Origin of the sequence: Massilia timonae CCUG 45783 (genome assembly GCF_000315425.1) — a bacterium.
Classification (GTDB): Bacteria; Pseudomonadota; Gammaproteobacteria; order Burkholderiales; family Burkholderiaceae_D; genus Telluria; species Telluria timonae.
This window is the reverse complement of the sequence record NZ_JH992922.1, coordinates 2,029,433-2,051,845: the sequence shown is the minus strand read 5'-3', so window position 1 is coordinate 2,051,845 and position 22,413 is coordinate 2,029,433. Positions and strand designations below refer to the sequence as shown.

The window sequence follows — 22,413 nt, the reverse complement described above, 5'->3', positions numbered from 1 at the left end:
CGGTGAAAGGCGGGGCTCATTGCCCGACAATTTTTATCAGTCCCCGACTACGCTGCTGTACTAAAACTAGATCTTGCAGTCGGAAAACTGTGTGTATTGAGCATGATCGCAGGTTTCGAAAAAAACAGTGTCGCGCGCGTTGTAACTGAGCTACGAAAATCCGCGCATTTCGCCGTGCCGCCGCAATATTCGCACCGTTTCTAAAGGAAATCTTAAGATTCAGTAAAGGTTCTCGACCGTAGTTCTACTAGAGGCAGCACGGGTGTATTGATTGTTGGCAGCTGATTTCTATAGTACGCTTTCGCCAACACAACAACACTTTGCGCCCGTTTCGCATTCTTCCGGCATAGGTTTGTAGTCTTACTACCTGGCCGATGATAGCGATAGCAGCGCCCCATAATCATGAGACAACTCCTCGCCAGCCTCGTGCTCGGCGGCGCTTCGCTCGCCGTCCACGCCCAGACCTCCGACATCGCCCGCATGGAGCCGCCCTTCTGGTGGGCCGGCATGCAGCACGCCCAGGTGCAGCTGATGGTGTATGGCGACAAGATCGCCGACCTGGACCCGTCGCTGGCGTATCCGGGCGTGCGCATCGCCTCGGTGACCCGCACCCCGAACCGCAATTACCTGTTCATCGACCTGGCGCTCGACCCGAAGGTCAAGCCCGGCAGCTTCGACATCGCCTTCAAGGGCGCGGGCCGCACGGCCAGCTACACCTATCGCCTGCTGGAGCGCGAAGCGGGCTCCGCCGAACGCCAGGGCTTTTCCAGCAAGGATGCGATCTACCAGATCATGCCGGACCGCTTCGCCAACGGCGCCCCGTCCAACGACAGCGTCGACGGCATGCCCGACAGACTCGACCGCAAGGGCGGCCTGGGCCGCCATGGCGGCGACATCAAGGGCATCATCGACCGCCTCGACTACGTCGCCGGCCTGGGCTTCACCCAGCTGTGGCCGACGCCGCTCGTCGAAAACAATATGCCGGGCTACTCCTACCACGGCTATGCGGCGACCGACCTGTACAAGATCGACCCACGCTACGGCAGCAACGAGGATTTCAAGCGCCTGTCGCAGGAAGCGAAGAAGCACGGCATCGGCATCATCCAGGACGTGGTGCTGTCGCACATCGGCAGCCAGCACTGGTGGATGAAGGACTTGCCGGCGCCGGACTGGATCAACTACACCGACAAGTTCGTGCCGACCCAGCATTACCACACGGCGGTGCAGGACCCGTACGGCTCGAAGGAAGACGCCGACAACTTCACGCGCGGCTGGTTCGTCAAGAGCATGCCCGACATGAACCAATCGAATCCGCTGGTGGCGAACTACCTCATCCAGAACAATATCTGGTGGATCGAGTACGCGGGCCTGTCGGGCCTGCGCATCGACACCTTCGGCTATTCCGACAAAGCCTTCCTGGGCGAGTACACGAAGCGCCTGATGGCGGAATACCCGAACCTGAACCTGGTCGGCGAGGAATGGTCGACCAAGGTGCCGGTGGTGGCCTACTGGCAGCGCGGCAAGCAGAACTTCGACGGCTTCCAGGCCTATACGCCAAGCCTGATGGACTTCCCGGTGGCCGAGGCGATGCGCAAGGCGCTGGCCGACAAAAAAGGCGGCAACGTCTTCACCGACGTCTACGAGACGCTGTCGCTCGACTACCTGTATCCGGAGCCGGGCAACCTGGTGCTGTTCGCCGACAACCACGACATGTCGCGCATCTACAGCGAAGTGGGCGAAGACTTCGACAAGTACCGCATGGCGATGATCTTCATGATGACGGCGCCGCGCATCCCGCAGTTCTACACGGGCGACGAGATCCTCATGACCAGCGCCGTCGGCGAACGCAACGACGCGACCTACCGCACGCCGTTCCCGGGCGGCTGGGCCGGCGACAAGGTCGATGCGTTTGCGGGCGTCGGTCTCACGACCAAGCAGCGCACTGCACAGGATTTCGTACGCAAGCTGGCCAACTGGCGCAAGGGCCAGCCGGTCATCCATCACGGCAAGATGATGCATTACGGCCCGCAGGACAATACCTGGGTCTACTTCCGCTACAACGATGAGAAGAAGGTGCTGGTCGCCTTCAACAACAATGCCAAGGAGATGTCGCTGGACGTCGACCGCTTCCGCGAAATGCTCTCCGGCGTGGCCGGCGGCACCGATGCGCTGACCGGCAAGACCTATGACTTGCGCGAGAAGCTGGTGCTGGCGCCGCGCGCGGCCATCGTCCTCGAGCTGGACGCGCCGCGATGAAGCGCCATGCCATCGCCCTGGCCGCCCTGCTCTCCTGCAGCATGTTGCCAACCCACGTCCTTGCCCAGAACATCGACGGCCTGTACGTGCGCGGCGCCTTCAACGGCTGGGGCACGGCCAGTCCGCTGGCGGCCAGGGGCGACGGCATCTACCAGGCCGACGTCGAGGTCATGCCCGGCAACCACGCCTTCAAGCTGGGGACCGGCGACTGGAGCGCCGAATGGGTGATCGATCCGGATCGAAGCACCAGCGTCAAGCCCGATACCGACTACCGCCTGGCGCGGCAGTCCGGTCCCGAGACCTTCCTGTTCGTGCGCCAGCCGGGCACCTATCGCTTCACGATCGATGCGCGTAATCCCGCCAGGCCCGCACTCAAGGTGACGCGCATCGCCGACGCCCAGCGCGGCGGCGGCCCCGATCCGCATGCCGGCCACGCGGCCCAGGCATCCCAGCAATGGCCGACCTGGGACGGCAAGGTCGAGACCGTGCGCTACTCGACGCCGGATGCGGATGCGCCGCTCCGCCGCTACGTCCAGTCGAGCACCATGCTGCTGCGCGATCCCGGTCCGCAGCACGTCGAATACGCCGAAGAAGACGGCCTGCCGCGCGTACGCAGCGGCAACCTGGCCTTCGACGCCCTGTTCGCGCTGGCCGGCCGCGAGATGCGCCAGAACTCGGTCAGCCAGATCAAGGACGGCAACTACAACGGCGGCAACGCGATCGACTGCGACTGCTTCGCCACCGGAGAAAAATGGGCCTACGTCTGGACCCGCGACCTGTCGTATGCGGCCGACCTGGGCCTGGCCCTGCTCGACCCGCAGCGGGTGCGCAATTCGCTCGATTTCAAGCTCTCGGGCTGGCGCCCGGACATCACCGCCGCGGCGCAGATCCCGGGCACGCCGGACGGCCTGCAGATCGTGCAGGACACCGGCAGCGGCGGCAGCTGGCCGGTCAGCACCGACCGCCTCACCTGGGCCCTGGCGGCCGAGGAAACGCTGCGCACCCTGCCCTCGTCCGAGCGTGCGCAATTCGCGGCGCGCGCCCTGAAAGCGCTGTCGAACACGATCGAGATCGACCGCGTGGCGGCCTTCGATCCGGTGTCCGGCCTGTACACGGGCGAGGAATCCTTCCTCGACTGGCGCGACCAGACGTATGCGGCCTGGATCCCGGGCGACCTGGCCTCGATGGCGAGTTCGAAGGCGCTGTCGACCAACGTCGTGATGTACCAGGCGCTGAACCTGGCCGCGAAGCTGGCGCGCGAGCACCAGGATGACGACAAGGCGCAGCGCTACGCGCGCTGGGCGCAAGCGCTGAAAAGCGCGATCAACGACCGCCTGTGGCTGAAGGACGAGGGCATGTACAGCAGCCTCACCGCCGGCCACCTGGACGACGCGCCGCTGCACAAGTTCGACTGGCTGGGCCAGGCGCTGGCCATCGTCAGCGGCGTGGCCGACGACAGCCAGGCACGCTCGATCCTGGCGCGCTATCCGCACGGCCCGCTGGGCGCCCCGATGATCTGGCCGCAGCAGATCGGCGCGCCGATCTACCACAACCGTTCGAGCTGGCCGTTCGTGACCGCCTATGGCCTGCGTGCGGCGGCCCAGGGCAGGAATACGGCCGTGGCCGACGTGGCCTACGCCGGTCTGATGCGCGGCGCGGCGGTGAACCTGTCGAATATGGAAAACCTCGAGTGGCTGTCCGGCCAGCCGCTGCTGCTCGACGAACACAATCCGGCCTTGAGCGGCCCGGTGATCAACTCGCGCCGCCAGCTGTGGTCGGTCGGCGGCTATCTCGGCATGGTGGTCAAGAATGTGTTCGGCGTGGAGACGCTGGACGACGGCATCGCGCTGCGGCCCTTCGTCACGTCGAAACTGCGCCGCGAAACCTTCGGCGCCACCAACGAGATCGCGCTGCACGACCTGCGCCTGCACGGCAAGCGCATCGACGTGCGCCTGCAACTGCCTGCCGCGAGCGAGAAAGACGGCTATTACGCCGTCGAGCGCATCGTCCTGAACGGCAAGGGGGTCGCCGGCAGCATCCGCCTGGCCGACCTGGCCGACAGCAACCGCATCGAGATCACGCTCGGCAAGCTGGTGGCCGGCCAGCAGGACATCCGCCGCGTCAACGCCAATCCCCATGAAGAAGCCAGCGCCGTCTTCGGCCCGCGCGAGCCGACCATCGACGGCCTGGCGCGCGCGGCCTCCGGTCCGGTCACCTTGCGGATCGGCGCCAACGGCAATGCCGCCGCCGTGCGCTACCGCGTCTACCGCGATGGCAAGCTGGTGGCCGACAGGCTGCCGGCCGGGGCCTGGACCGATGGCAAGGCCAGCGCCACCGCCTGCTATGCGGTCGAGGCCGTGTACACCGACAGCGGCAACGTCAGCCACCACAGCCAGCCGCGCTGCGTCGACGCGGGCATCGAGATTCCCGTGACCGACGCACGCATCGCCTCGAACCTGAAGGTGACGGCGCCCGATGCGCGCTTCGCCCAGCCGCACCTCAAGGACTGGGGCAAGCCGGGCGACCGCTTCGCCGTCGACGGCATCCGCATCGAGCAGCCAGGCGACTATCGGCTCCAGGTGCGTTACCACAACGGCGCCAACCAGGTGAACCTGGGCATCAGCGGCGGCGTGAAATGGCTGGCGCTGAAGGATGGCAGTGGCCGCGTCGTGGCCCAGGGCGTGATCCAGCTGCCGCATGCGCCGCTGCTGCAGAAGGACACGCCGAGCGTGTACTCGACGCCGCTGGCGGCGCGCATCGAGGCGGGCAGCTACCATCTGGAGATGACGGACTTCTACAATATGAGTTATCTCGACAGTAACCGCAGCTTCACCGGCGCCGGCGGCGCCGAGCCGTCGAACCGGTTCGATATCTACGGCGTGCGATTGTTGCGGGTGAAATAAGCGTCACGCGGTCTCGAACGTGCCCTCGACCGGACGTGGCTTGCCTCGTCCGCTCGAAGACACCAGCAGCTTGAGCCGCCCTTCGAGCACCCTGAACTCGAACGGCGTCGCCATCTTGCTCACCTCGCCGTCGGCCGCCACCTTCAGGCGCTTGCGTCCATAGAACGACGGCGTGCGCACCGTCATGCTCTTGAACGCGAAGGCGACGACATCGTCGCCCGCGCCGAGCTTGCCGAAAGCGCCGCGGATCAAGAGGCCCAGCAGCCCGAGCTTGCCCATCGGTTTGGGCGCCAGCGCCACCAATTGACCCTCTTGCACCGCCTCGGTCAGGTCTTCCATCCCGACCTGCTCCATCTGCAGTCGATTATTACCCACGAACAAGGTCGTGGTGCGCAAGCGTTTTTCCTTGCCGTCGAGTTCGAGCGTGATGCGCAAGTGGCGGTGCGGCCGCAGCGCCATCTTGATCGCCGACAAGAAGGCCACGAGGCGGCTGCGGCCATATTCGCGCTTGTCGTGCTCGCGCTCTTCGAGCAGCGCCGGATACAAGCCCACACTGGCATTGACCAGGAAGATCTTGTTGTTGAGCATGCCGATCTGCACGGGTCTTACTTCGGCGCGCAGCATCGCGTATACCGCCTCGGCCAGGTCTTCCGGGATGCCGTGGGTGCGGCCGAAGTAATTGAAGGTGCCTTGCGGCAGCACGCCGAACAGGCAGCCGGCCAGCACCGCCTGGTGCGCGACCGTGTTGATGGTGCCGTCGCCGCCGGCCGCGACCAGCACGCCGCCGCTGGCGAGCGCCTTGCCGGCCATCTCGCGCGCGATGTCTTCGAGCCGTTCGGGATTGCCCACCACTTCCAGGTGGCAGACGCGGCCCGACTTGTCCATGACCTCGCGGATCGTCGAGATGCGCTCCTCGGTCTCGGAATGCCCGGAACCCGCATTCAGGACGATGTAGAAATGGGCCTCTGGCGGCAGCGCGGTGGATGGCATCGGGGTCGTTTCGCTAAGGTGGGCGTCGTGGATGCGCCATCGTATCACTGTCGATATCCGCGCAAGGTGCGCTACTCAACCATCCAGATCGGCCAGGTAGACGTCCACCTGCGGCTGGCCGGGGGCCAGGCTGGCGCGGCGATCGAGGCGCAGGCCCAGGCGCTGCAGCAGCGCGATCGAGGCGGCATTGCCGGGGGCGACGATCGCCGCCAGACGCCGGATGCCCAGCCGCGCCGCCAGGCCCACCACCGCCTGTCCCGCCTCGAAGGCGTAGCCGCATCCACGGTGCTCCGGCAGGAAGGCATAGCCGATGTCGACGTGTTCCAGGGTGTCGCGCTTGACCAGGCCGCACAGGCCGAGCGGCGCGCCGTCCGCCAGCCGCTCGACCAGGTACAGCGAATGGCCGTATTTCGCCTGCATCGCGATCGGTCCTTCGTCCAGGCCGCGGCGCGCGGCGTCGACGGTGCGCAGCTTGCGGTCGCCGATATGCTCGATGAAGGCGGGGTCGTTCGCCAGCGCCAGGTAGAACGGGGCGTCGTCATGGGTGACGAGGCGCAGGCGCAGGCGGTCGGTGGTGAGAATCTCGGTCATGGCCGAGATCATACGCCTGGTGATTGACTTTTTGCTACTCGTCCGCGGTCGGCCAGTGGTCGGGGTCTTGCAGCAGCTGGTACATCACGTAGGCGTCGACATAGCCCAGGCGCTTGTGGCGGAAGGCCTTGGGCAGCGTGCCCACGATGGAAAAGCCCAGTTTCTTCCACAGCCCGATGGCGGCGGCATTGGTGCTGACCACATGGTTGAACTGCATCGCCAGGAAGCCCTGGCTGCGCGCTTCAATCAGGCTGTGTTCGCCCATCAGGCGGCCGATGCCCGCGCCCTGCGCCGACGGGCTGACCATGTAGGAGGCGTTGGCCACGTGGTGGCCGCGCCCGACCTGGTTCGGCACCAGCCGGTACATGCCCAGCACGCGCCCCGCCGCGCTCACGGCGACGAAGCTGTGCACGCCCTGGCCCAGCCAGTAGTGATGGCCGGCCTCGCGCGAGGTCGCGGTGGTGAAGACATAGCTTTCACCGGCCATCAGGTGGGCGCAAAAAATGGTCCAGATCGCCTCGAAGTCGGCTTCCACGGCGGGACGGATTTCAATATCTCTCACAACAATCAGTATGCAAATGCCAGAACTCGGCGGTCAGTTATTTTGCCTGAAATCTCACAAATAATCACGGAGCACCCTGGTTTGCGGGCTTGTTGCTTTGAGGCAGCCGAAAGTCGACGCCATCGGGCCGCCCATCGAGATACAGGCGGCTGGCAGCTGGCGGCGCCTCGGCCACCACCCGGCCGCGCCGCAGCACGAGGCGGCGCGCCGCGCGCAGGCGGATCGCCTCGACCGGCGAACCAGCGTCCAGGATCACCAGGTCGGCATGGCAGCCCGGCGCCAGGCCATAGCCTTCGAGCCCGAGGATGCGCGCCGGCGTCTCGGTGATCGCCCCGAAGCAGGCCTGCATCGCCTCCAGCCCCGTCATCTGCGCCACGTGCAGGCCCATGTGCGCCACTTCGAGCATGTCGCCCGAGCCCATGCCATACCAGGGATCGAGCACGCAGTCGTGGCCGAAGGCGACGTCGACGCCGGCCGCCATCAGCTCGGGCACGCGGGTCATGCCGCGCCGCTTGGGATAGGTGTCGTGGCGGCCCTGCAGCGTGATGTTGATCAGCGGGTTCGCGATCGCCGCCACGCCGCTTTCCGCGATCAGTGGCAGCAGCTTGCTCACGTAATAATTGTCCATCGAGTGCATCGAGGTCAGGTGCGAGCCGGCCACCCTGCCCTGCAGGCCGAGGCGCTGGGTCTCGTATGCCAGCGTCTCGATATGGCGCGACAGCGGATCGTCGCTCTCGTCGCAGTGCATGTCCACGCGCAGCCCGCGCTCGGCCGCGAACTCGCACAGCAGGCGCACCGATTCGGCGCCTTGCGCCATGGTGCGCTCGAAATGGGGGATGCCGCCGACCACGTCCACGCCCATGGCGATCGCGCGCTTCAGGTTGTCGAAGGCGGTCGGGCTGCGCAGCAGGCCATCCTGCGGAAAAGCCACCAGCTGCAGGTCGAGGTAAGGCGCCACCCGGCGCTTGACTTCGAGCAGGGCTTCCACCGCCAGCAAGCGGTCGTCGCAGACGTCGACGTGGCTGCGGATCGCCAGCAGGCCGCGCGCCACCGCCCAGTCGCAATAGCGCAGCGCGCGCTCGACCAGGGCGTCCTGGGTCAGCGCCGGCTTGAGCTCGCCCCACAGGGCGATACCTTCGAGCAAGGTGCCGCTGCGATTCACGCGCGGCAAGCCATAGCTCAGCACGGCATCCATGTGGAAATGGGCGTCGATGAAGGGTGGACTGACCAGGTCGCCGGCGGCATCGATTTCGCGCGCGCCCCGGGCAGCGAGGCGTGGCGCGAGGACGGCGATGCGGCCGTCGGCGATGCCGATATCGATGTCTTGCCGGCCGTCGGGCAAGGTCGCGTTGCGAATCACGAGATCCATATCAACTCCCTTATTGATCGGTAAATTGTAGCAATTCGGGCACATGGTCCTTGAGAAAAATCAAACAATGCTGCGATGCAATATTACCCTTGGTAAATAAGCCATCTTTGTGCTTTGCAACCCCAGCAAATCGTGGGTACACTGGTCGATATTGCAGCGCGCCATACTGACCGATAGGAAATCCAATGACTTCACTTCCCGAGCAATTGTCCGCAGCATCTACCAGGCAACTGAGCGCCCAGCTGGATGCGCAGTTTCGCTTCTTCAATACCTTCGCCACACAGGCGCTGGACAACGCCAGCCGCCTCATGTCGCTCAACCTGTCGGCCTCGCGCGATTCGGTCGAGCGCTCCTCGCACACCCTGCGCCAGCTGATCGAAGCGACCCAGCCGCGCGACCTGCTGGTGCTGCGCACCCACGCCGAGGAACAGGTGCGCAGCCTGTTCAACTATGGCCGCGAACTGGCCAACATCACCGCCAACGCCCAGCCATACGGTTTGCGCACGATCGCGGCCGAGGCCGCGTCGCCAGCCGCGCCGCCGGCCGTGCTCGCGTCGGTCATGCGCGAAGCGCCGATCGCCGAGGTCGTGCAGGAAGCCCCGAAGGCCGCCGCCAAGGCCGCCGAAGAGGCCGCGGAGCAGATCGAGGGGGCCATCGAGCAACTACCCGAAGCGGCAGCCGCGCCGCAGCCCTTCGTGGTCGAGCAGCCCGAGCCGATCGCGAGCGCGGCAGAGGTGCAGGCGACCGTCCTCGACGAGCCCGTTCCGGTGTCCGAACAGAAGCCGATCGCCAAGGCCGTCGGCAAGGGCGCGCCGAAGGCGGCAGCGGCGCCGCAACCGCTCGCGGCTCCGGTCGAGGACAAGGATTCGACCACGGTCACCCGCATCGGCACGTCGTCGAAGCGCCGCAAATAGGATGCGCGACAGGATGCGCGAATAAGGCGGCGAAATGCGTCGCGAAATGCGCCGGATAGGCAAAACGACTACACTAGCGGGCTCTGGCCCGCTTTTTTTTCGGGCGCATTTCCAAGGATTTCGAATGAGTTTGTCCAGGCTGATCGGCGGCTTCGTACGCCGGCATTGGCAATCCTATGCCTCGTCGGCCGTCATGCTGGTCGGCGTCGCGATCTGCACCGTCCTCATCCCGCGCAAGGTCGGCGCCATGGTCGATGCCCTCGCCGCCAACCGCCTCGGCCAGCACGACCTGCTGCTCGGGATTGCCGAACTGGTCGCGCTGGGCGTGGCGATCTACGTGCTGCGCGTCTGCTGGCGCATCCGGCTGTACTCGGCCGCCTACAACCTGGGCGTCGAGCTGCGCACCCGCCTGTACGCGCGCCTGGCGGCGCAGGGCCCGGCCTTCTACCAGCGCCAGCGCACCGGCGACCTGATGGCGCTGGCCACCAACGACATCGACGCCATCGAGATGGCGGCCGGCGAAGCCTTGCTGGCCGCCTTCGACGGCACGCTGACCCTGGTGATGGTGCTGGGGATCATGATGCTGGGCGTCGACTGGCGCCTGGCCCTGGTCGCGCTGCTGCCGTTCCCGCTGATGGGCCTCGCGTTCTGGTATATCTCGACCCATATCCACACGGCCGAAGGCGATGCGCTCAAGCGCTTCTCGGCCCTCAACGATCACGTCCAGGAATCGCTGTCCGGCGTGCGCACCCTGCGCGCCCTGGGCCTCGAAGGGCGCAGCGCCAGCCAGTTCGGCGAACTTGCCGGCAACGCCGCGCAAGCCAGCCTGACGGCGCAGAAATGGGAAGCCGCCTACGAGCCGGCGGTCGGCCTCACGCTCACCGCCGCCACCGGCCTCACGCTCGGCCTGGGCGGCTACCTGGTGTGGCAGAACGAACTCACGGTGGGCGCCCTGACCAGCTTCACGATGTACCTGGGCCAGCTGATCTGGCCGATGTTCGCGGCCGGCTGGGTGCTGACCCTGATCGAACGCGGCCGCGCCGGCCTGGCGCGCCTGCAACCGCTGCTCGACGCCCCGCTCTCGGTCGAAGACACCGGCACGGTCGAGCAGGTCGGCCAGGGCGCGCTGGTGCTGGACAAGGTCACCTTCGCCTATGGCGGCGCGCAAGCGGATCTGCGCCAGCCGGCGCTCGACGCGGTGTCGCTGCGCCTCGAACCGGGCCAGACCCTGGGCCTGGTCGGCCCGACCGGTTCCGGCAAGTCGACCCTGCTGCGGGTGCTGCTGCGCCAGGCCACGCCGCAGGCCGGCCGCGCCGAATGGGCCGGCCAGCCGCTCGAGGCCTATCGCCTGTCGGCCTTGCGCAGCGCGACCAGCTGGGTGCCGCAAGAGTCCTTTTTGTTCTCGGCCTCGATCGCCGAGAACATCGCGCTGGCCCGTCCCGGCGCCTCGCGCGCCGAGGTGATCGCGGCGGCGCAGATGGCCGACATCCACGACGACATCCTGCGCTTCCCGCACGGCTACGACACCCCGGTCGGCGAAAAAGGCATCACCCTGTCGGGCGGCCAGCGCCAGCGGGTCGCGATCGCGCGCTCGCTGCTGGCCGCCAGTTCCCTGCTGCTGCTGGACGACGCCCTGTCGGCGGTCGACACCGGCACCGAGACCCGCATCCTCGAGCACCTGGCCGAGCTGCGCCAGGCGCAGCCGGGGCGCGCCGCCATCATCGCCAGCCACCGTCTGTCGGCGGTGGTCGCGGCCGACCACATCGTCGTGCTCAAGGCCGGCCGCGTCGTCGAAGCCGGCACCCACGATCAACTGCTCGCGCTGGATGGCTGGTATGCCAGCCAGTGGCGCTACCAACAACTGGAGGCCAGCCTCGATGCAATCTGACGCAACGTCCGTGGAGCGCGGCGAATTGCGCAACCAGGCGAAGCTGGCCACGCGCCTGCTGCGCCGCGCCGCCGCCCCCGAAAAACGCCACCTGGTCGTCGCCACGCTGTGGCTGATCCTGGCCGCGGCCTTCGAAGTCCTGGGGCCACTGCTGGGCAAGGCCCTGATCGACGACCACCTGCTGCCGCGCCACCTCGACTGGACGCAGATGACCCTGCTGCTGGGCGGCCTGGTGGTCACCGGCTGGATCTCGAGCTGGGTGCGCTACCTGCAGCTGATCCGCCTGTCGGGCCTGGCGATGCGCTCGGTGCAGCGCCTGCGCGAATGGGTCTATGGCCACGTGCTGCGCCTGCCGATGGCCTTCTTCGATCGCGCCATCACCGGCCAGCTGGTCAGCCGCGTGACCAACGACACCGAGGCGGTCAAGACCCTGTACATCCAGGTCCTGTACGTCATGCTCGACAACTCGATCGTCCTGGTCGGCACCATGATCGCGATGGCCTGGCTCGACTGGCGCCTGATGCTGATCGTGCTGACCCTGGTGCCGGCGGTGGTGGGCATCGTCTGGCTCTACCAGCGCCTGTCGGCGCCGGCGGTCACCCGCGCGCGCGCCCTGCGCAGCGACATCAATGCCCAGATGGCCGAGTCGATCGGCGGCATGAGCGTGCTGCAGGCCAGCAATGCCGAAGTGCGTTTCGGCGAGCGCTTCCTGGGCACCAACCGCAGCCACTACACGGCGCGCGTGGCCGAGCTGCGCGCCAACGCCTTCCTGCTGCGGCCCGCGCTCGACCTGCTCAACGTCGCCCTGCTGGCGCTGGTGATCTTCGCCTTCGGCCAGCGCGAGATCGGCGCGGTCGAGGTGGGCGTGCTGTACGCCTTCGTCAGCTATATCGCGCGCGTGGTGGAGCCCCTCATCCAGATCACGATGCAGTTCAGCGGCCTGCAACAGGCGGTGGTGGCGGCGGCGCGCGTGAACACGCTGCTCGATGAAGCGGGCGCGCCGGAACACGATCCCGCGCGCGCGCAGGATGAAGCGGCGTTCGTCGCCGGCGCGCCGGCGGTGCGGGTGCGCAACGTGGAATTCGCCTACGTGGCGGGCCAGCCGGTGCTGCACGACCTGTCGCTCGACGTGCCGCAGGGCGCCTTCTTCGGCATCGTCGGCCACACCGGCAGCGGCAAGTCGACCCTGCTGTCGCTGCTGCTGCGCTACTACGTGGCCGGTAGAGGCAGCATCGAGATCGGCGGCCTGCCGCTGGCCGGCATCGGCAACGAGCGTTTCCGCAACGAGGTCGGCCTGGTGCCGCAAGACCCGTTCATCCTGGCCGCCACGGCGCGCGAGAACATCGACATGGGCCGCGGCCTGCCCCTCGAGCGCCTGCAGGCGGCGGCGCGCGCGGCCCACGCCCACGACTTCATCGCCGCGCTGGAAGACGGCTACGAGACCCAGCTGGGCGAAGGCGGTTCGCGTTTGTCGTCCGGCCAGAAGCAGCTGATCGCGATCGCGCGCGCGCTGGCGGGCGAGCCGCGCATCCTGCTGCTCGACGAGGCGACCTCGCGCATCGACAGCGCCACCGAGCAGATCGTGCAGGAAGCCCTGGAAGAATTGCGCGGCAAGGTGACCATCATCGCCATCGCGCACCGCCTGTCGACCATCCGCGAAGCCGACCGCATCATCGTGCTCAACCACGGCAAGATTACCGAGGCCGGACCGCACGAGGAACTGATGCGGATCGAGGGCGGCTTGTATCAGCGGCTGTATTTGTTGCAGCAGATCGCGGTCTGAATTTGTTCTAGATCCGGCTCCAGTTGAAACAACCGGCCGGCGCGCCGCTGCCGCTCACCAGCAGCGCGCCGTGCCGGTACAGATCCCAGCGGCGCGCTTGCGGCACCGCCACCACCACCACGCCCATGGCGCGGTCGCTCCACACCAGCCGGCCGTCGACCGCGTCGAGCGCCGCGAACACCCCGCGCGGGCCGGCGCCGGGGTGGAACACGACGGTGGTCAGGTCTTGCCCCGGCGGCGGCATCAGCGCCCAGGCGCCGGCGCCGACCGTGCCGGCGGCCAGCAGGGCCATCGCCGCGGTGGCGTTGCGCATCCCTTTGCCGCTACCGCCCCCTCCCTGGCGGCGCAGCCAGCGCCAGCCCAGCACCAAGGGCACGATGCCGAACACGGCCAGCCAGAGCAGATCCCACAACAGCGGATTCGGGCTGTCGATGCGGATGCGGTGGATACCGAGCAGCCAGTGCGACAGCAGCGCGTCGACCGTGTGCCAGACACCGAAGCCCACCAGCAGCGCACCCGCCAGCGGCCGGCCCCAGTCCACGCCACCACGCCGCTGCGCGCGCCACAGACCGACCAGGCCGGCCAGCGCGACGACGTACATCAGCAGGTGGAAGTAGCCGTCCCACAACACCTGCAGGCGCAGGTCGTCGATGCTGGGAACCAGGCTGAGCAGATGGTGCCACTGCAGGATCTGGTGCAGCAGGATGCCGTCGAAAAAGCCGCCGAGCGCAAAGCCCAGCGTCGCGCCCCACCTGGCCCATGGCGATCTCAACATATCCATCTCCTCAACGCTGTCCCGCAGCCAGTATAGAAGGTGAAGCGGAACGGCATCGCACCATTCCCTCAACAAATAAAGTGTGATTTTCTGATCGACGGTATATGTCGAAATACAACACTTCGTTCCATGCGGCAAGCATGCGCGGCGGACGGTTTGGCCTGGATTGGCGGGCTTTCTGGACAAATGGCAGGGGCTCGGCCATTGCTGCGCGAGCCTGTGTCATTTTTGTGACATTTAAAGAGAAAGTGAAATTTCTACTTTGCAACAGCCATATAATGGACCAAACAACTTCCGCCGGAACGACCGGCCCGACGAGAACCGGCATGTTGGCTGTCCTGCACCGCGCATTCGCGCGCTCCCGCTCCCACGCACTGGCGCTGGCCTTGTGCGCGGCATCGGCGTTGGCGTTCGCCGATGACGCCCTGTCGCTGGACCAGCGCATTGCCGAAATCCGCGAACTCAACCGCTTCGTGCCCGAGCGCGCCCTGCCGAAGCTGGAAGCGCTCGAGGCGCAAGCCCGCAAGGCGCCGCTGACGCAGCGCATCGAGTTCCTGAACCAGCTCGCCATGGCGCGCCACGGTCTCGGCCACCATGGGCAGTCCTTCGCGCTGGCCAACGAGCTGATTGCGCTGGGCCGTGAATACGATCATGCCGGCGCGCTGGCCAAGGGCCTCCTGATGCAAGGGTATTCCGCCTTCGCCCAGCATCGCCCGGGCGAGGCGCACCGCCTGGTCTGGGAAGCGGAAAAACTGGCCAACACCACCGACGACATCGACCTGCGCGTGCGCGCGGCCATCTCGTCGGGCGAATCGCATGCCGAGGAAGGCAATCTGCCGCGCGCCCTCGAACGGCTGCAGGGCGCGGCCGCGCTGGCGCGCGCGCAGGGCGAGCCGGTGCACGTGGTCATGGCGCTCAATTCGCTGGTACGCCTGTATGCCCAGATGCGCGAACCCGAGAAAGGCTTCGTCCTGCTCGACGAGGCGCTTGCCGCCGCCGAAAAAGCCAGGTCGCCCGGCCGCATGGCCACCATCCGGAACGCCGAGTACGGGCTGGCGATCGACACCGGCCAGCGCGAACGCGCGCTGCGCGCGCTGCAGGAAGGACTGGCGCTGGAACGCTCGATCGGCGCCAACAAGCGGGTCGTGGTGTCGCTGATCAACCTGTCGGATTTCTATCTCAAGACCGGGGACTTCAAGCACGCGGCAAGCTACGCCGAACAGGCGTTGGCGGCGGTGGGTCCGCTGAACGACCGCGCGCTGGACGCCACCGCACACCTGAACCTGGGCCAGGCCTATCTCGGCACCGGCCGCCTGGCCGAAGGCAAGCGCCAGATCGAGATGGGCATGGCCGGCTACGAGGAAATCGGCGACAAGCCGGAACTGCAGACCGCGCTGGTCGAATACGGCCTCGCGCTGGAACGCGCCGGCGACCTGGCCGGCGCGCTGCAGGCCTACCACCGCGAACGCAAGATCTCCAACGAGCTGTTCGAACGACGCCGCCAGCAGGCCATGCTCGACCTGCAGGAAAAGTACGAGGGCGACAAGAAGCAGCGCCAGATCGAGCTGCTGCGCAGCGAGAACCTGATCAAGTCGACCGAGATCGACAACCGCCGCCTGCAACAGCGCGTGTGGTGGCTGCTGGTGGCGGTGTTCGCGCTGGCGGCGACCGTGGTGGGCCTGCTGTACCGCAAGGTGCGCCACGCCAACGCCCAACTGCACGAAAAGAACCGCGAACTCAAGCAGCAGAGCGTGCGCGATCCGCTGACCGGGCTGTACAACCGCCGTCACTTCCTGGAGTACATGCGCACGCCGCCGGAAGCGCAGGCACCGGGTGGCGCCCCGGCTGGAGCGTTGTTCCTGCTCGACGTCGACCACTTCAAGAACATCAACGACACCTATGGCCACGCGGCCGGCGACGCGGTGCTGACCACGATCGCGGCGCGCCTGTGCGAGATCCTGCGCGAGACCGACATGATCGTGCGCTGGGGCGGCGAGGAATTCCTGGCCTACCTGCCGACCGCGCCGGCCGGCAAGTCAGGGCTGGACGAGGTGGCCGAGCGCATCCTGGCCGGCATCGGCGCGACCGTCGTCGACCATGGCGGCATGGCCCTGAGCGTGAACGTCTCGATCGGCTATGCGCCCTTCCCGCTGTCGGTGGGCAAGCAGAGCCTGGCATGGGAACGGGTGGTGAACCTGGTGGACATGGCGCTGTACCTGGCCAAGTCGCACGGGCGCAACCGGGCCTATGGCGTACGCGGCTTCGCCGACGACAGGCTGGCCAGCATCGATGCGATCGAGCAGAACCTGGAGCATGCCTGGCGCGCCGGCCAGGTCGACCTGTCGGTCGTGATGGGAGAGCGCGACCTGCCGCGCGCCGCGAACGGCTGAGCGTCCGCGGCGCAGGTCTACTGCATCAGAAGCCGTACTGCAGGCCCACCGACACGACGTCGGCCTTGGCGCCCATTTCCTTCTTCTTGCCGTAGCGTTCGTATTCGCCGAACAGCGCCACGTTCGGCGCCAGCGCGTACTGCACGCCCAGCGCGGCATAGGCGCCGGTGTCGCGATCGGTATAGCTGTCACCCATGAACGAGGTCTTGGTCTCGTTATACGATGCGCCCAGCTTGCCGTAGGCCGAGAGTTCGGCGTTCACCGGCATCGTGTACTTCGCCGCGGCATAGGTGCGCGAACTCTTCACCCGGGCGTCCGCGAATCCCGGCGCCCACGCGACGTTGAAGTCCTCGTTGCCGAAGCGCGAGTGGCCGACTTCCACCGCCCAGTTCTGGTCGATGTTATATCCGCCGAAGATCTTGCCGCCGGCTTGCCAGTCATCCGTGGTCTGGTTCTTGGCGCCGGAAACGGCGGCGCCGATATAAGGGCGCGACGCGCCGCCGTCGGCGACGACGGTCTGGGCTTGTGCGGAACCGATGGCAGCGACGGTGGCTGCGAGCGTGATCAGGATTTTTTTCATGATGTCCTCTGTCTGGTCTGGTTCGCAATTCCTCATTGAATTGCGTATTAGAAAGGTAGCACCAATGGCAAGCCGAGTTGAACCGTTGATGCGTAAGCGGTTGTAACGAATACCGGCTCGAACATTCGTCGACCGGACAGGTGCCGCGACTTGTCGCGACATTGCGCGCCGTTCGCCGCACGTTCCGTGCCGATCGGGCATATGCATTGCGTTACCTCTGGATACAACTTGGCGATGATCCCTTGCCTGAGCGGCGCCAGAGCGCCCGGCGAAGATCGGATATGCACGACAACGTCGCGACATCGCCTCGCTACGATGCCGGCTCGTTCATCACCTGGAGTCCACCATGTTCCGCCTTCGTACCGTCCTTTCCAGCGCCAGCCTGGCGCTCGCCGCTGCTACTACGCCGGCGGCGCCGCCGGACGCCGCCGCCCCGACGCTGGCGCCCCTCGCGCAGGCCCATACCTTCGCCCAGGTGCGCCAGGGGGGGGCGGGTCCACACCCTGCTGGCATTGAAGCTCGGCGCCGGCAAGCTCACCGCCATCGACCTGAGCGCGGTCAGCGGCTCGTACAGCCCCGACGCCTTCGACGTCATCAACCGCTTCGATGCCGCCGCCCTCGACGGCCTGGCGCGGCAGGCACAGGGCCCCGTCAGCCATCCGCTCGAGCGCCTGCTCGGCGTGGGGCCGCGCGGCCTGGCCCACATCGCCGCCGGCACCAATTACCCGGCGCACGGCAAAGAGGTCGGCATGCACGAAGCCTTCCTGTTTCCCAAGCTGTCCGCGGCCGGCGCTCCCCGCGCGAGCGTCGCCGCCGTCCCCGGCGCCCTGCTGGACTACGAGGTGGAAGTGTGCGCGCGCTTCGACCGCGAACTGCGCTCGGGCGCCGATTTCGACGCCGCCCGCAAGGGCTTCTTCCTGTGCGGCGACTTCTCGGACCGCGCCACGCTGGTGCGCAACATCAACCTGGCCAATCCCGCCTCCGGCGACGGCTTCGCCGACGCCAAGAGCGGGCCTGACCGCTTCCCGGCCGGCGCCCTGCTGGTGGTGCCGCGCGACTGGAAGGCCTTTCTGCAGGGCGTCACCATCGCGACCCACGTCGACGGCCGCCAGCGCCAGCACGCCCGGGCCGGCGACATGATCAAGGACCTGCGCGCGATCGTGACCGAGACGCTAGGCGAGGCGACAAGCCGCACCTGGTCGTATGCGGGCGGCCGCATCCCGATGGTCGCACGAAAGGCGATCGGCACCGAGAGCGCGGTGCTGACCGGCACCGGCGATGGCGTGGTGTTCCAGGAGCCCGCGCCGGACGTGATCAAGGCGGTGATGGGCGCAAAGGACCGCGCAGCGCAACTGGCGCAGATCGAGCGCTACCTGGCCAGCGAGGCCGCCAAACGCATCTATCTGCAACCCGGCAACCGGGTGCGCCATTCGAGCAACTACCTCGGCTGGATCGACGCCGCCGTCGTCGCGGCCGGCGCGCCTTCAAAATAAGCCGCCGCGCCAACGACATTTCATCGACACGCCTGCCGCATAGTGCAGGCACGCATTCACGACCATCGACAGGACTATCCATGAAGCCTCTTTTCCTCTTCGCCACCCTTCTTGCCATTTCCAGCCTCGCCAGCGCGCAGCAACCGTCGCGCTGGGGCCTGGGCGTCGGCGCCGCCGTCTCGGACTCGGTGTATGCCGGCGAAGGCACGCGCGTCACGCCTTTCCCGCTCGTGTCCTACGAGGGCGAGCGCTTCTACTGGCGCGGCATTCAAGGAGGCGCCCACCTCGTCAAGCGCGGCGGCTTCGCCCTCGACGCGACCTTGTCGGCCCGCTTCGACGGCATCGACAGGGACGATTTCGGCGTGCTCGAGCTGGCCGAGCGCGGCATCGACCGCGCCTTGCTGGAAGACCGCGACGACGCCTTCGACCTGGGCCTGGCCGCCAGCTGGCGCGGCGCGCTGGGCCAGCTCGACCTGGGCGTCAAGGGCGATGTCACCAGCGCCAGCAAGGGGATTGAAGTCAACCTGAGCTATGGCTATCCGTTCCAGTGGGGCGCCATGCGGATCACGCCGAACGTCGGCGTGTCGCACCTGTCGAAGAAGCTGGCCAATTACTACTACGGCACGCTGCCCGGGGAAGTCGCGCGCGGCGTGGCCAGCTACCAGCCGGGCAGCGCGGCGGTGGCCCGCATCGGCGTCGACGTGGTGCGCCCGTTCGCCGGCAACTGGGTCTTCATCGGCAATGTCGGCTACCGCAAGCTGCCGACGAAGCTGTCGGACAGCCCGCTGGTGGAGAAGGACAAGGACGGCTCGGTGTCGGCCTTCATCGGCTTCAGCCGCGGCTTCTAAGGTTTGGTGCGATACTGCTCCGGCCATTTCAACCGACCTCGTTGCGCCCCATGATCAAGCAGCCCCTGAGCATACTCATCATCGAAGACAACGCCGGCCTGGCGGCGAACATCTACGACTACCTGGAAGCCTGCGGACACCATTCCGACGCCGCGCCGGACGGCGAATCGGGCCTGGGGCTGCTGGCCATCAACCGCTACGACGCCATCGTCCTCGACTGGATGATGCCGCGCATGGACGGCATGACCATGCTGGGGCGGCTGCGCCAGGAAATGAAGTCGCGGATACCGGTGATCGTCCTCACCGCGAAGGACCAGCTCGAGCACAAGCTGCACGGCTTCCTGACCGGGGCCGACGACTACGTGGTCAAGCCGGTGGCGCTGGCCGAGCTGGAAATCCGCCTGCGCGTGCTGGTGCAGCGCACGCGCGGCGCCGTGGCCGAATCGCAGGTGCTCGAAGTGGCCGACCTGCGCTTCGATCTCGGCACGCTCGAGGTGAGCCGCGCAGGCAAGGTGGTGGCGATGACGCCGGTGCGGCGCCAGCTGCTCGAACTGCTGATGCGCCGCTCGCCCGCGCTGGTGCGGCGCGAGGAACTCGAAACCCTGATCTGGAAGGACGACGTGCCCGACACCGACGTCCTGCGCTCGCACATGCACATGCTGCGCAAGGCGGTCGACGGCGAATCTCCGCGCAAGCTGCTCAAGACGATCGCGGGCAGCGGCTACCGGCTGGGGCTATCGGATGAATAGGCGCATCCGCGGCATGTCGAGCCTGCAGCGCAAGATCAGCGCCATCTTCGTCCTGTTCTTCCTGACCATGGCCCTGGGCCTGACCGTCCAGGGCAACCTGAGCCAGCACCTGATCGTGCATCCCTTGTGGGAGGAACTGCTGGAATCGAGCACCGCCCGGATGCGCGCGGGCGGCAAGCCGGCGCCCGGCGAGGAACAGCCGCCGACGGGCCTGGTCCGCGGCTGGCGCCTGGGCGCCGGGCCGATTCCGGCCGACATGCCGCCCTATTTCGCCGCGCTGCGGCCCGGCTACTACGACGAAGAGCGGATGGACAGCTACGAGTCGGATCTCAGCCATGCGGTGCTGGTGACGCCGGTCGGCGACGGCGAACGCATCGTGATGGCGGTCGACATCACCGACCTGGAAAACTACCAGAACAATATGGCCCTGGTCAGCGTGCTGATCGCGGTGCTGAGCGCCGCGATGATCGCCGGTTCGATCGCCTGGGTCTACCGCAGCCTGCGGCGGCCGATCGGCGTGCTGGCCCAGCGGATGGAAGAACTCGATCCCGAGCAGCCGTCGCAGCGCCTGGCGACCGACTTCGCCCTGAGCGAACTGCACGACATCGCCGTCATCGTGAACGGCCACCTGGAACGGGTCGAGCGCTTCATCGAGCGCGAACGCAGCCTGCTCGACCAGGCCAGCCACGAATTCCGCACGCCGATCGCCGTCATCGCCGGCGCCGTGGACGTGCTCAAGCTGCATGACCTGCCGCCGGCCGCCGGCGCCCCGCTGGCGCGCATCGAATCGACCGCCGAGAACCTCACCGAGATCATGGCGGCGCTGCTGTTCCTGTCGCGCGAGGACGGCAAGGCGCCGCTGGAGACCACGCGGCTCGATGCGCTGCTGCTGGCGCTGATCGACGACCACCGGCATCTACTGGACGGCAAGGACGCGCACTTCGTCGTCGAAGCCCTGGAACCCCTGACGGTGAACAGCCCGGAAGCGATCGCGCGCATCGTGGTGGGCAACCTGCTGCGCAACGCGGCCGAGAACAGCTACCAGGGCGCCATCCGCATCAACCTGGTCGAGGGGCGCCTGAGTATCCAGGACAGCGGCGCAGGTTTCGACACGGTGGCCGCCGCGCGGCGCTACACGCAAGCGCTGCGCACCTCGGCCAAGCAGGGTGGCGGCCAGGGCCTGGGGCTGTTCCTGACGCGCCGGGTGTGCGAGCGCTTCGGCTGGACCTTGGCGATCTCGTCCGACCCCGCGCACGGCACGCTGGCGGAGATGACGTTTATTTAATCGTCTTCCCTGATCTCGTCCGCCTGTTCCTGGATCTTCTCGCCGGCGCGTTCCACCGACTTGCCGACTTCCTCGGTCGCGCGGTCCAAGCCGCGGCTGGCTTCCTCGGTCGCGTCCCTGACCTTGTCGCGCGCCTCGTCGACCGCGTCGTCGACCCTGGCCAATTCGTCCTGCACCGAATCGGTGACCTTGGCGCTGGCATCGTCCAGCGCCTTGCCGATGCGTTCCGCCGGCCCGGCGCCGTCCTCGTCGCGGCTGCAGCCGGCCAGCGCCATGAGCATCACCGGCACCAGCAGCGCCCTTGTCATGCTTGCCTTCATTCCCTGCTCCTTGCGGTTTTCTCGACGCCTTGCATGATACACCGGGCCATCCGGCGTGGATGTGCTTACAGCTTCATCCGCCGCGCTTCGGATCGGCCAGCGGATGGCTGCGCCGGCGCCGCTCTTCGCGCGTGCAGGCGGCGGCTGCGGCATTGAGCGCATCCTGCACCTTGCGCAGCTGCGCTTGGCTCGCGCGCGTCTTGCGCAGCGCGATCAGTTCGTCCTGCGCCTCCTTCGGCTTGCATTCCTTCGCCAATGCGATCGCCGATGTCATGCGGCGCTCGATGCGCGCCGCCGTCGGCTTGGTCAGCATCCAGGCCAGCCATAGCAGGCCGAGCGCGATCAGCCACCAGCGCAGGCGGATCGGCTTGCGCGCTGGAGCGGCCGGACGGGGCGCCGCACTCGGGCGGATGGGCGGCGCTGCCGGTGGTGGGGGCGATCTGGGCGGTGCCGGCGGCACTGGCGGTGCTGGCGGTGCTGGCGGTGCTGGCGGCGCTGGCGGCGCTGGTCGCGGAGCCGCCGCAACCGGGGCTGGCGGGGGAGCGGCGGCCGGCTCCGGCCGTTTCGCCAGGCTGGGCGCCGGCGGCGCGATCGGCGCGGCGGCCGCCTGCTGCGCCGTGCCGCACCAGGGACAGAATGCGACCCGGCGCGGAAAGGCGCGTCCGCAGCCGACGTTCACGCAGCGAAAGGTAGACAGTGCTTGCTCCATGCCTGTTC

The 22,413-nt window shown here is 67.3% G+C and carries 19 protein-coding genes; 10 read left to right on the top strand and 9 right to left on the bottom strand.

Annotation, left to right across the window (positions count from 1 at the left end; translation table 11 throughout):
* The first annotated feature begins 402 nt into the window (after nucleotides 1-402).
* Nucleotides 403-2,256, top strand: a complete 1,854-nt coding sequence (locus HMPREF9710_RS08670) for a glycoside hydrolase family 13 protein (RefSeq protein ID WP_005665627.1) — start codon at nucleotides 403-405, stop codon at nucleotides 2,254-2,256.
* Nucleotides 2,253-5,159, top strand: coding sequence for an alpha-L-rhamnosidase-related protein (locus HMPREF9710_RS08665; RefSeq protein WP_005665626.1), 2,907 nt, complete (start codon nucleotides 2,253-2,255; stop codon nucleotides 5,157-5,159). Before HMPREF9710_RS08670 ends, HMPREF9710_RS08665 begins: the two co-directional genes overlap by 4 nt.
* A 3-nt stretch (nucleotides 5,160-5,162) precedes the next feature.
* Here the strand turns inward: HMPREF9710_RS08665 and HMPREF9710_RS08660 are convergent, their stop codons facing one another.
* From HMPREF9710_RS08660 to HMPREF9710_RS08645, 4 genes are all read right to left on the bottom strand, one after another.
* Nucleotides 5,163-6,149, bottom strand: coding sequence for a diacylglycerol/lipid kinase family protein (locus HMPREF9710_RS08660; protein ID WP_005665625.1), 987 nt, complete (start codon nucleotides 6,147-6,149; stop codon nucleotides 5,163-5,165).
* Between the two features lie 75 nt (nucleotides 6,150-6,224).
* Nucleotides 6,225-6,740, bottom strand: coding sequence for a GNAT family N-acetyltransferase (locus HMPREF9710_RS08655; protein WP_040775904.1), 516 nt, complete (start codon nucleotides 6,738-6,740; stop codon nucleotides 6,225-6,227).
* A gap of 34 nt (nucleotides 6,741-6,774) precedes the next feature.
* Complete coding sequence (locus HMPREF9710_RS08650; protein WP_040775250.1) at nucleotides 6,775-7,302, bottom strand: GNAT family N-acetyltransferase; 528 nt, start codon at nucleotides 7,300-7,302, stop codon at nucleotides 6,775-6,777.
* Nucleotides 7,303-7,366: 64 nt separating this feature from the next.
* On the bottom strand, nucleotides 7,367-8,671 hold the full coding sequence (locus HMPREF9710_RS08645) for an amidohydrolase family protein (protein ID WP_005665622.1): 1,305 nt from the start codon (nucleotides 8,669-8,671) through the stop codon (nucleotides 7,367-7,369).
* Between the two features lie 185 nt (nucleotides 8,672-8,856).
* Between HMPREF9710_RS08645 and HMPREF9710_RS08640 the strand changes: the two genes are divergently transcribed.
* From HMPREF9710_RS08640 to HMPREF9710_RS08630, 3 genes are all read left to right on the top strand, one after another.
* A complete protein-coding gene (locus tag HMPREF9710_RS08640) occupies nucleotides 8,857-9,585 on the top strand; it encodes a phasin family protein (protein WP_005665620.1) in 729 nt (242 codons plus the stop codon).
* Nucleotides 9,586-9,709: 124 nt separating this feature from the next.
* Nucleotides 9,710-11,473, top strand: a complete 1,764-nt coding sequence (locus HMPREF9710_RS08635; RefSeq protein ID WP_005665617.1) for an ABC transporter ATP-binding protein — start codon at nucleotides 9,710-9,712, stop codon at nucleotides 11,471-11,473.
* Nucleotides 11,463-13,256 (top strand): ABC transporter ATP-binding protein, encoded by a 1,794-nt coding sequence (locus HMPREF9710_RS08630; RefSeq protein ID WP_005665615.1) that lies wholly within the window; start codon nucleotides 11,463-11,465, stop codon nucleotides 13,254-13,256. The genes HMPREF9710_RS08635 and HMPREF9710_RS08630 overlap by 11 nt, the downstream gene beginning before the upstream one ends.
* 7 nt (nucleotides 13,257-13,263) lie before the next feature.
* On the opposite strand, the gene HMPREF9710_RS08625 is transcribed toward HMPREF9710_RS08630, so the two are convergent.
* On the bottom strand, nucleotides 13,264-14,031 hold the full coding sequence (locus HMPREF9710_RS08625) for a DUF2243 domain-containing protein (protein ID WP_005665612.1): 768 nt from the start codon (nucleotides 14,029-14,031) through the stop codon (nucleotides 13,264-13,266).
* A 10-nt stretch (nucleotides 14,032-14,041) separates the two neighbouring features.
* On the bottom strand, nucleotides 14,042-14,359 hold the full coding sequence (locus HMPREF9710_RS27790) for a hypothetical protein (protein WP_157225459.1): 318 nt from the start codon (nucleotides 14,357-14,359) through the stop codon (nucleotides 14,042-14,044).
* Here HMPREF9710_RS27790 and HMPREF9710_RS08620 point away from each other — a divergent pair.
* The gene (locus HMPREF9710_RS08620) at nucleotides 14,358-16,421 is read left to right on the top strand and encodes a diguanylate cyclase (protein WP_005665610.1); all 2,064 of its coding nucleotides are present in this window, start codon (nucleotides 14,358-14,360) and stop codon (nucleotides 16,419-16,421) included. The two genes, HMPREF9710_RS27790 and HMPREF9710_RS08620, sit on opposite strands and share 2 nt — an antisense overlap.
* A gap of 25 nt (nucleotides 16,422-16,446) precedes the next feature.
* Here the strand turns inward: HMPREF9710_RS08620 and HMPREF9710_RS27785 are convergent, their stop codons facing one another.
* Complete coding sequence (locus HMPREF9710_RS27785) at nucleotides 16,447-17,001, bottom strand: porin family protein (protein ID WP_005665609.1); 555 nt, start codon at nucleotides 16,999-17,001, stop codon at nucleotides 16,447-16,449.
* A 512-nt stretch (nucleotides 17,002-17,513) separates the two neighbouring features.
* Here HMPREF9710_RS27785 and HMPREF9710_RS08610 point away from each other — a divergent pair.
* From HMPREF9710_RS08610 to HMPREF9710_RS08595, 4 genes are all read left to right on the top strand, one after another.
* Entirely contained in the window at nucleotides 17,514-18,494 is a 981-nt protein-coding gene (locus HMPREF9710_RS08610; protein ID WP_005665608.1) for a fumarylacetoacetate hydrolase family protein, read from the top strand.
* An 80-nt stretch (nucleotides 18,495-18,574) separates the two neighbouring features.
* The gene (locus HMPREF9710_RS08605) at nucleotides 18,575-19,342 is read left to right on the top strand and encodes a MipA/OmpV family protein (RefSeq protein ID WP_005665607.1); all 768 of its coding nucleotides are present in this window, start codon (nucleotides 18,575-18,577) and stop codon (nucleotides 19,340-19,342) included.
* A gap of 50 nt (nucleotides 19,343-19,392) precedes the next feature.
* Complete coding sequence (locus HMPREF9710_RS08600; protein WP_005665606.1) at nucleotides 19,393-20,091, top strand: response regulator transcription factor; 699 nt, start codon at nucleotides 19,393-19,395, stop codon at nucleotides 20,089-20,091.
* Entirely contained in the window at nucleotides 20,084-21,376 is a 1,293-nt protein-coding gene (locus tag HMPREF9710_RS08595; RefSeq protein ID WP_005665605.1) for a sensor histidine kinase, read from the top strand. Before HMPREF9710_RS08600 ends, HMPREF9710_RS08595 begins: the two co-directional genes overlap by 8 nt.
* Here the strand turns inward: HMPREF9710_RS08595 and HMPREF9710_RS08590 are convergent.
* Nucleotides 21,373-21,696 (bottom strand): hypothetical protein, encoded by a 324-nt coding sequence (locus tag HMPREF9710_RS08590; protein ID WP_005665604.1) that lies wholly within the window; start codon nucleotides 21,694-21,696, stop codon nucleotides 21,373-21,375. The genes HMPREF9710_RS08595 and HMPREF9710_RS08590 overlap by 4 nt on opposite strands.
* A 73-nt stretch (nucleotides 21,697-21,769) precedes the next feature.
* The gene (locus HMPREF9710_RS28345) at nucleotides 21,770-22,405 is read right to left on the bottom strand and encodes a hypothetical protein (RefSeq protein ID WP_174348341.1); all 636 of its coding nucleotides are present in this window, start codon (nucleotides 22,403-22,405) and stop codon (nucleotides 21,770-21,772) included.
* Nucleotides 22,406-22,413 lie beyond the last annotated feature (8 nt).

What these genes read in the sequence shown, in the direction of transcription:
- HMPREF9710_RS08670 (WP_005665627.1), top strand. Translation starts at nt 403, where the DNA reads ATGAGACAACTCCTCGCCAGCCTCGTGCTCGGCGGCGCTTCGCTCGCC.
- HMPREF9710_RS08665 (WP_005665626.1), top strand. Translation starts at nt 2,253, where the DNA reads ATGAAGCGCCATGCCATCGCCCTGGCCGCCCTGCTCTCCTGCAGCATG.
- HMPREF9710_RS08660 (WP_005665625.1), bottom strand. Translation starts at nt 6,149, where the DNA reads ATGCCATCCACCGCGCTGCCGCCAGAGGCCCATTTCTACATCGTCCTG.
- HMPREF9710_RS08655 (WP_040775904.1), bottom strand. Translation starts at nt 6,740, where the DNA reads ATGACCGAGATTCTCACCACCGACCGCCTGCGCCTGCGCCTCGTCACC.
- HMPREF9710_RS08645 (WP_005665622.1), bottom strand. Translation starts at nt 8,671, where the DNA reads ATGGATCTCGTGATTCGCAACGCGACCTTGCCCGACGGCCGGCAAGAC.
- HMPREF9710_RS08640 (WP_005665620.1), top strand. Translation starts at nt 8,857, where the DNA reads ATGACTTCACTTCCCGAGCAATTGTCCGCAGCATCTACCAGGCAACTG.
- HMPREF9710_RS08635 (WP_005665617.1), top strand. Translation starts at nt 9,710, where the DNA reads ATGAGTTTGTCCAGGCTGATCGGCGGCTTCGTACGCCGGCATTGGCAA.
- HMPREF9710_RS08630 (WP_005665615.1), top strand. Translation starts at nt 11,463, where the DNA reads ATGCAATCTGACGCAACGTCCGTGGAGCGCGGCGAATTGCGCAACCAG.
- HMPREF9710_RS08625 (WP_005665612.1), bottom strand. Translation starts at nt 14,031, where the DNA reads ATGTTGAGATCGCCATGGGCCAGGTGGGGCGCGACGCTGGGCTTTGCG.
- HMPREF9710_RS08620 (WP_005665610.1), top strand. Translation starts at nt 14,358, where the DNA reads ATGTTGGCTGTCCTGCACCGCGCATTCGCGCGCTCCCGCTCCCACGCA.
- HMPREF9710_RS27790 (WP_157225459.1), bottom strand. Translation starts at nt 14,359, where the DNA reads ATGCCGGTTCTCGTCGGGCCGGTCGTTCCGGCGGAAGTTGTTTGGTCC.
- HMPREF9710_RS27785 (WP_005665609.1), bottom strand. Translation starts at nt 17,001, where the DNA reads ATGAAAAAAATCCTGATCACGCTCGCAGCCACCGTCGCTGCCATCGGT.
- HMPREF9710_RS08605 (WP_005665607.1), top strand. Translation starts at nt 18,575, where the DNA reads ATGAAGCCTCTTTTCCTCTTCGCCACCCTTCTTGCCATTTCCAGCCTC.
- HMPREF9710_RS08600 (WP_005665606.1), top strand. Translation starts at nt 19,393, where the DNA reads ATGATCAAGCAGCCCCTGAGCATACTCATCATCGAAGACAACGCCGGC.
- HMPREF9710_RS08595 (WP_005665605.1), top strand. Translation starts at nt 20,084, where the DNA reads ATGAATAGGCGCATCCGCGGCATGTCGAGCCTGCAGCGCAAGATCAGC.
- HMPREF9710_RS08590 (WP_005665604.1), bottom strand. Translation starts at nt 21,696, where the DNA reads ATGAAGGCAAGCATGACAAGGGCGCTGCTGGTGCCGGTGATGCTCATG.
- HMPREF9710_RS28345 (WP_174348341.1), bottom strand. Translation starts at nt 22,405, where the DNA reads ATGGAGCAAGCACTGTCTACCTTTCGCTGCGTGAACGTCGGCTGCGGA.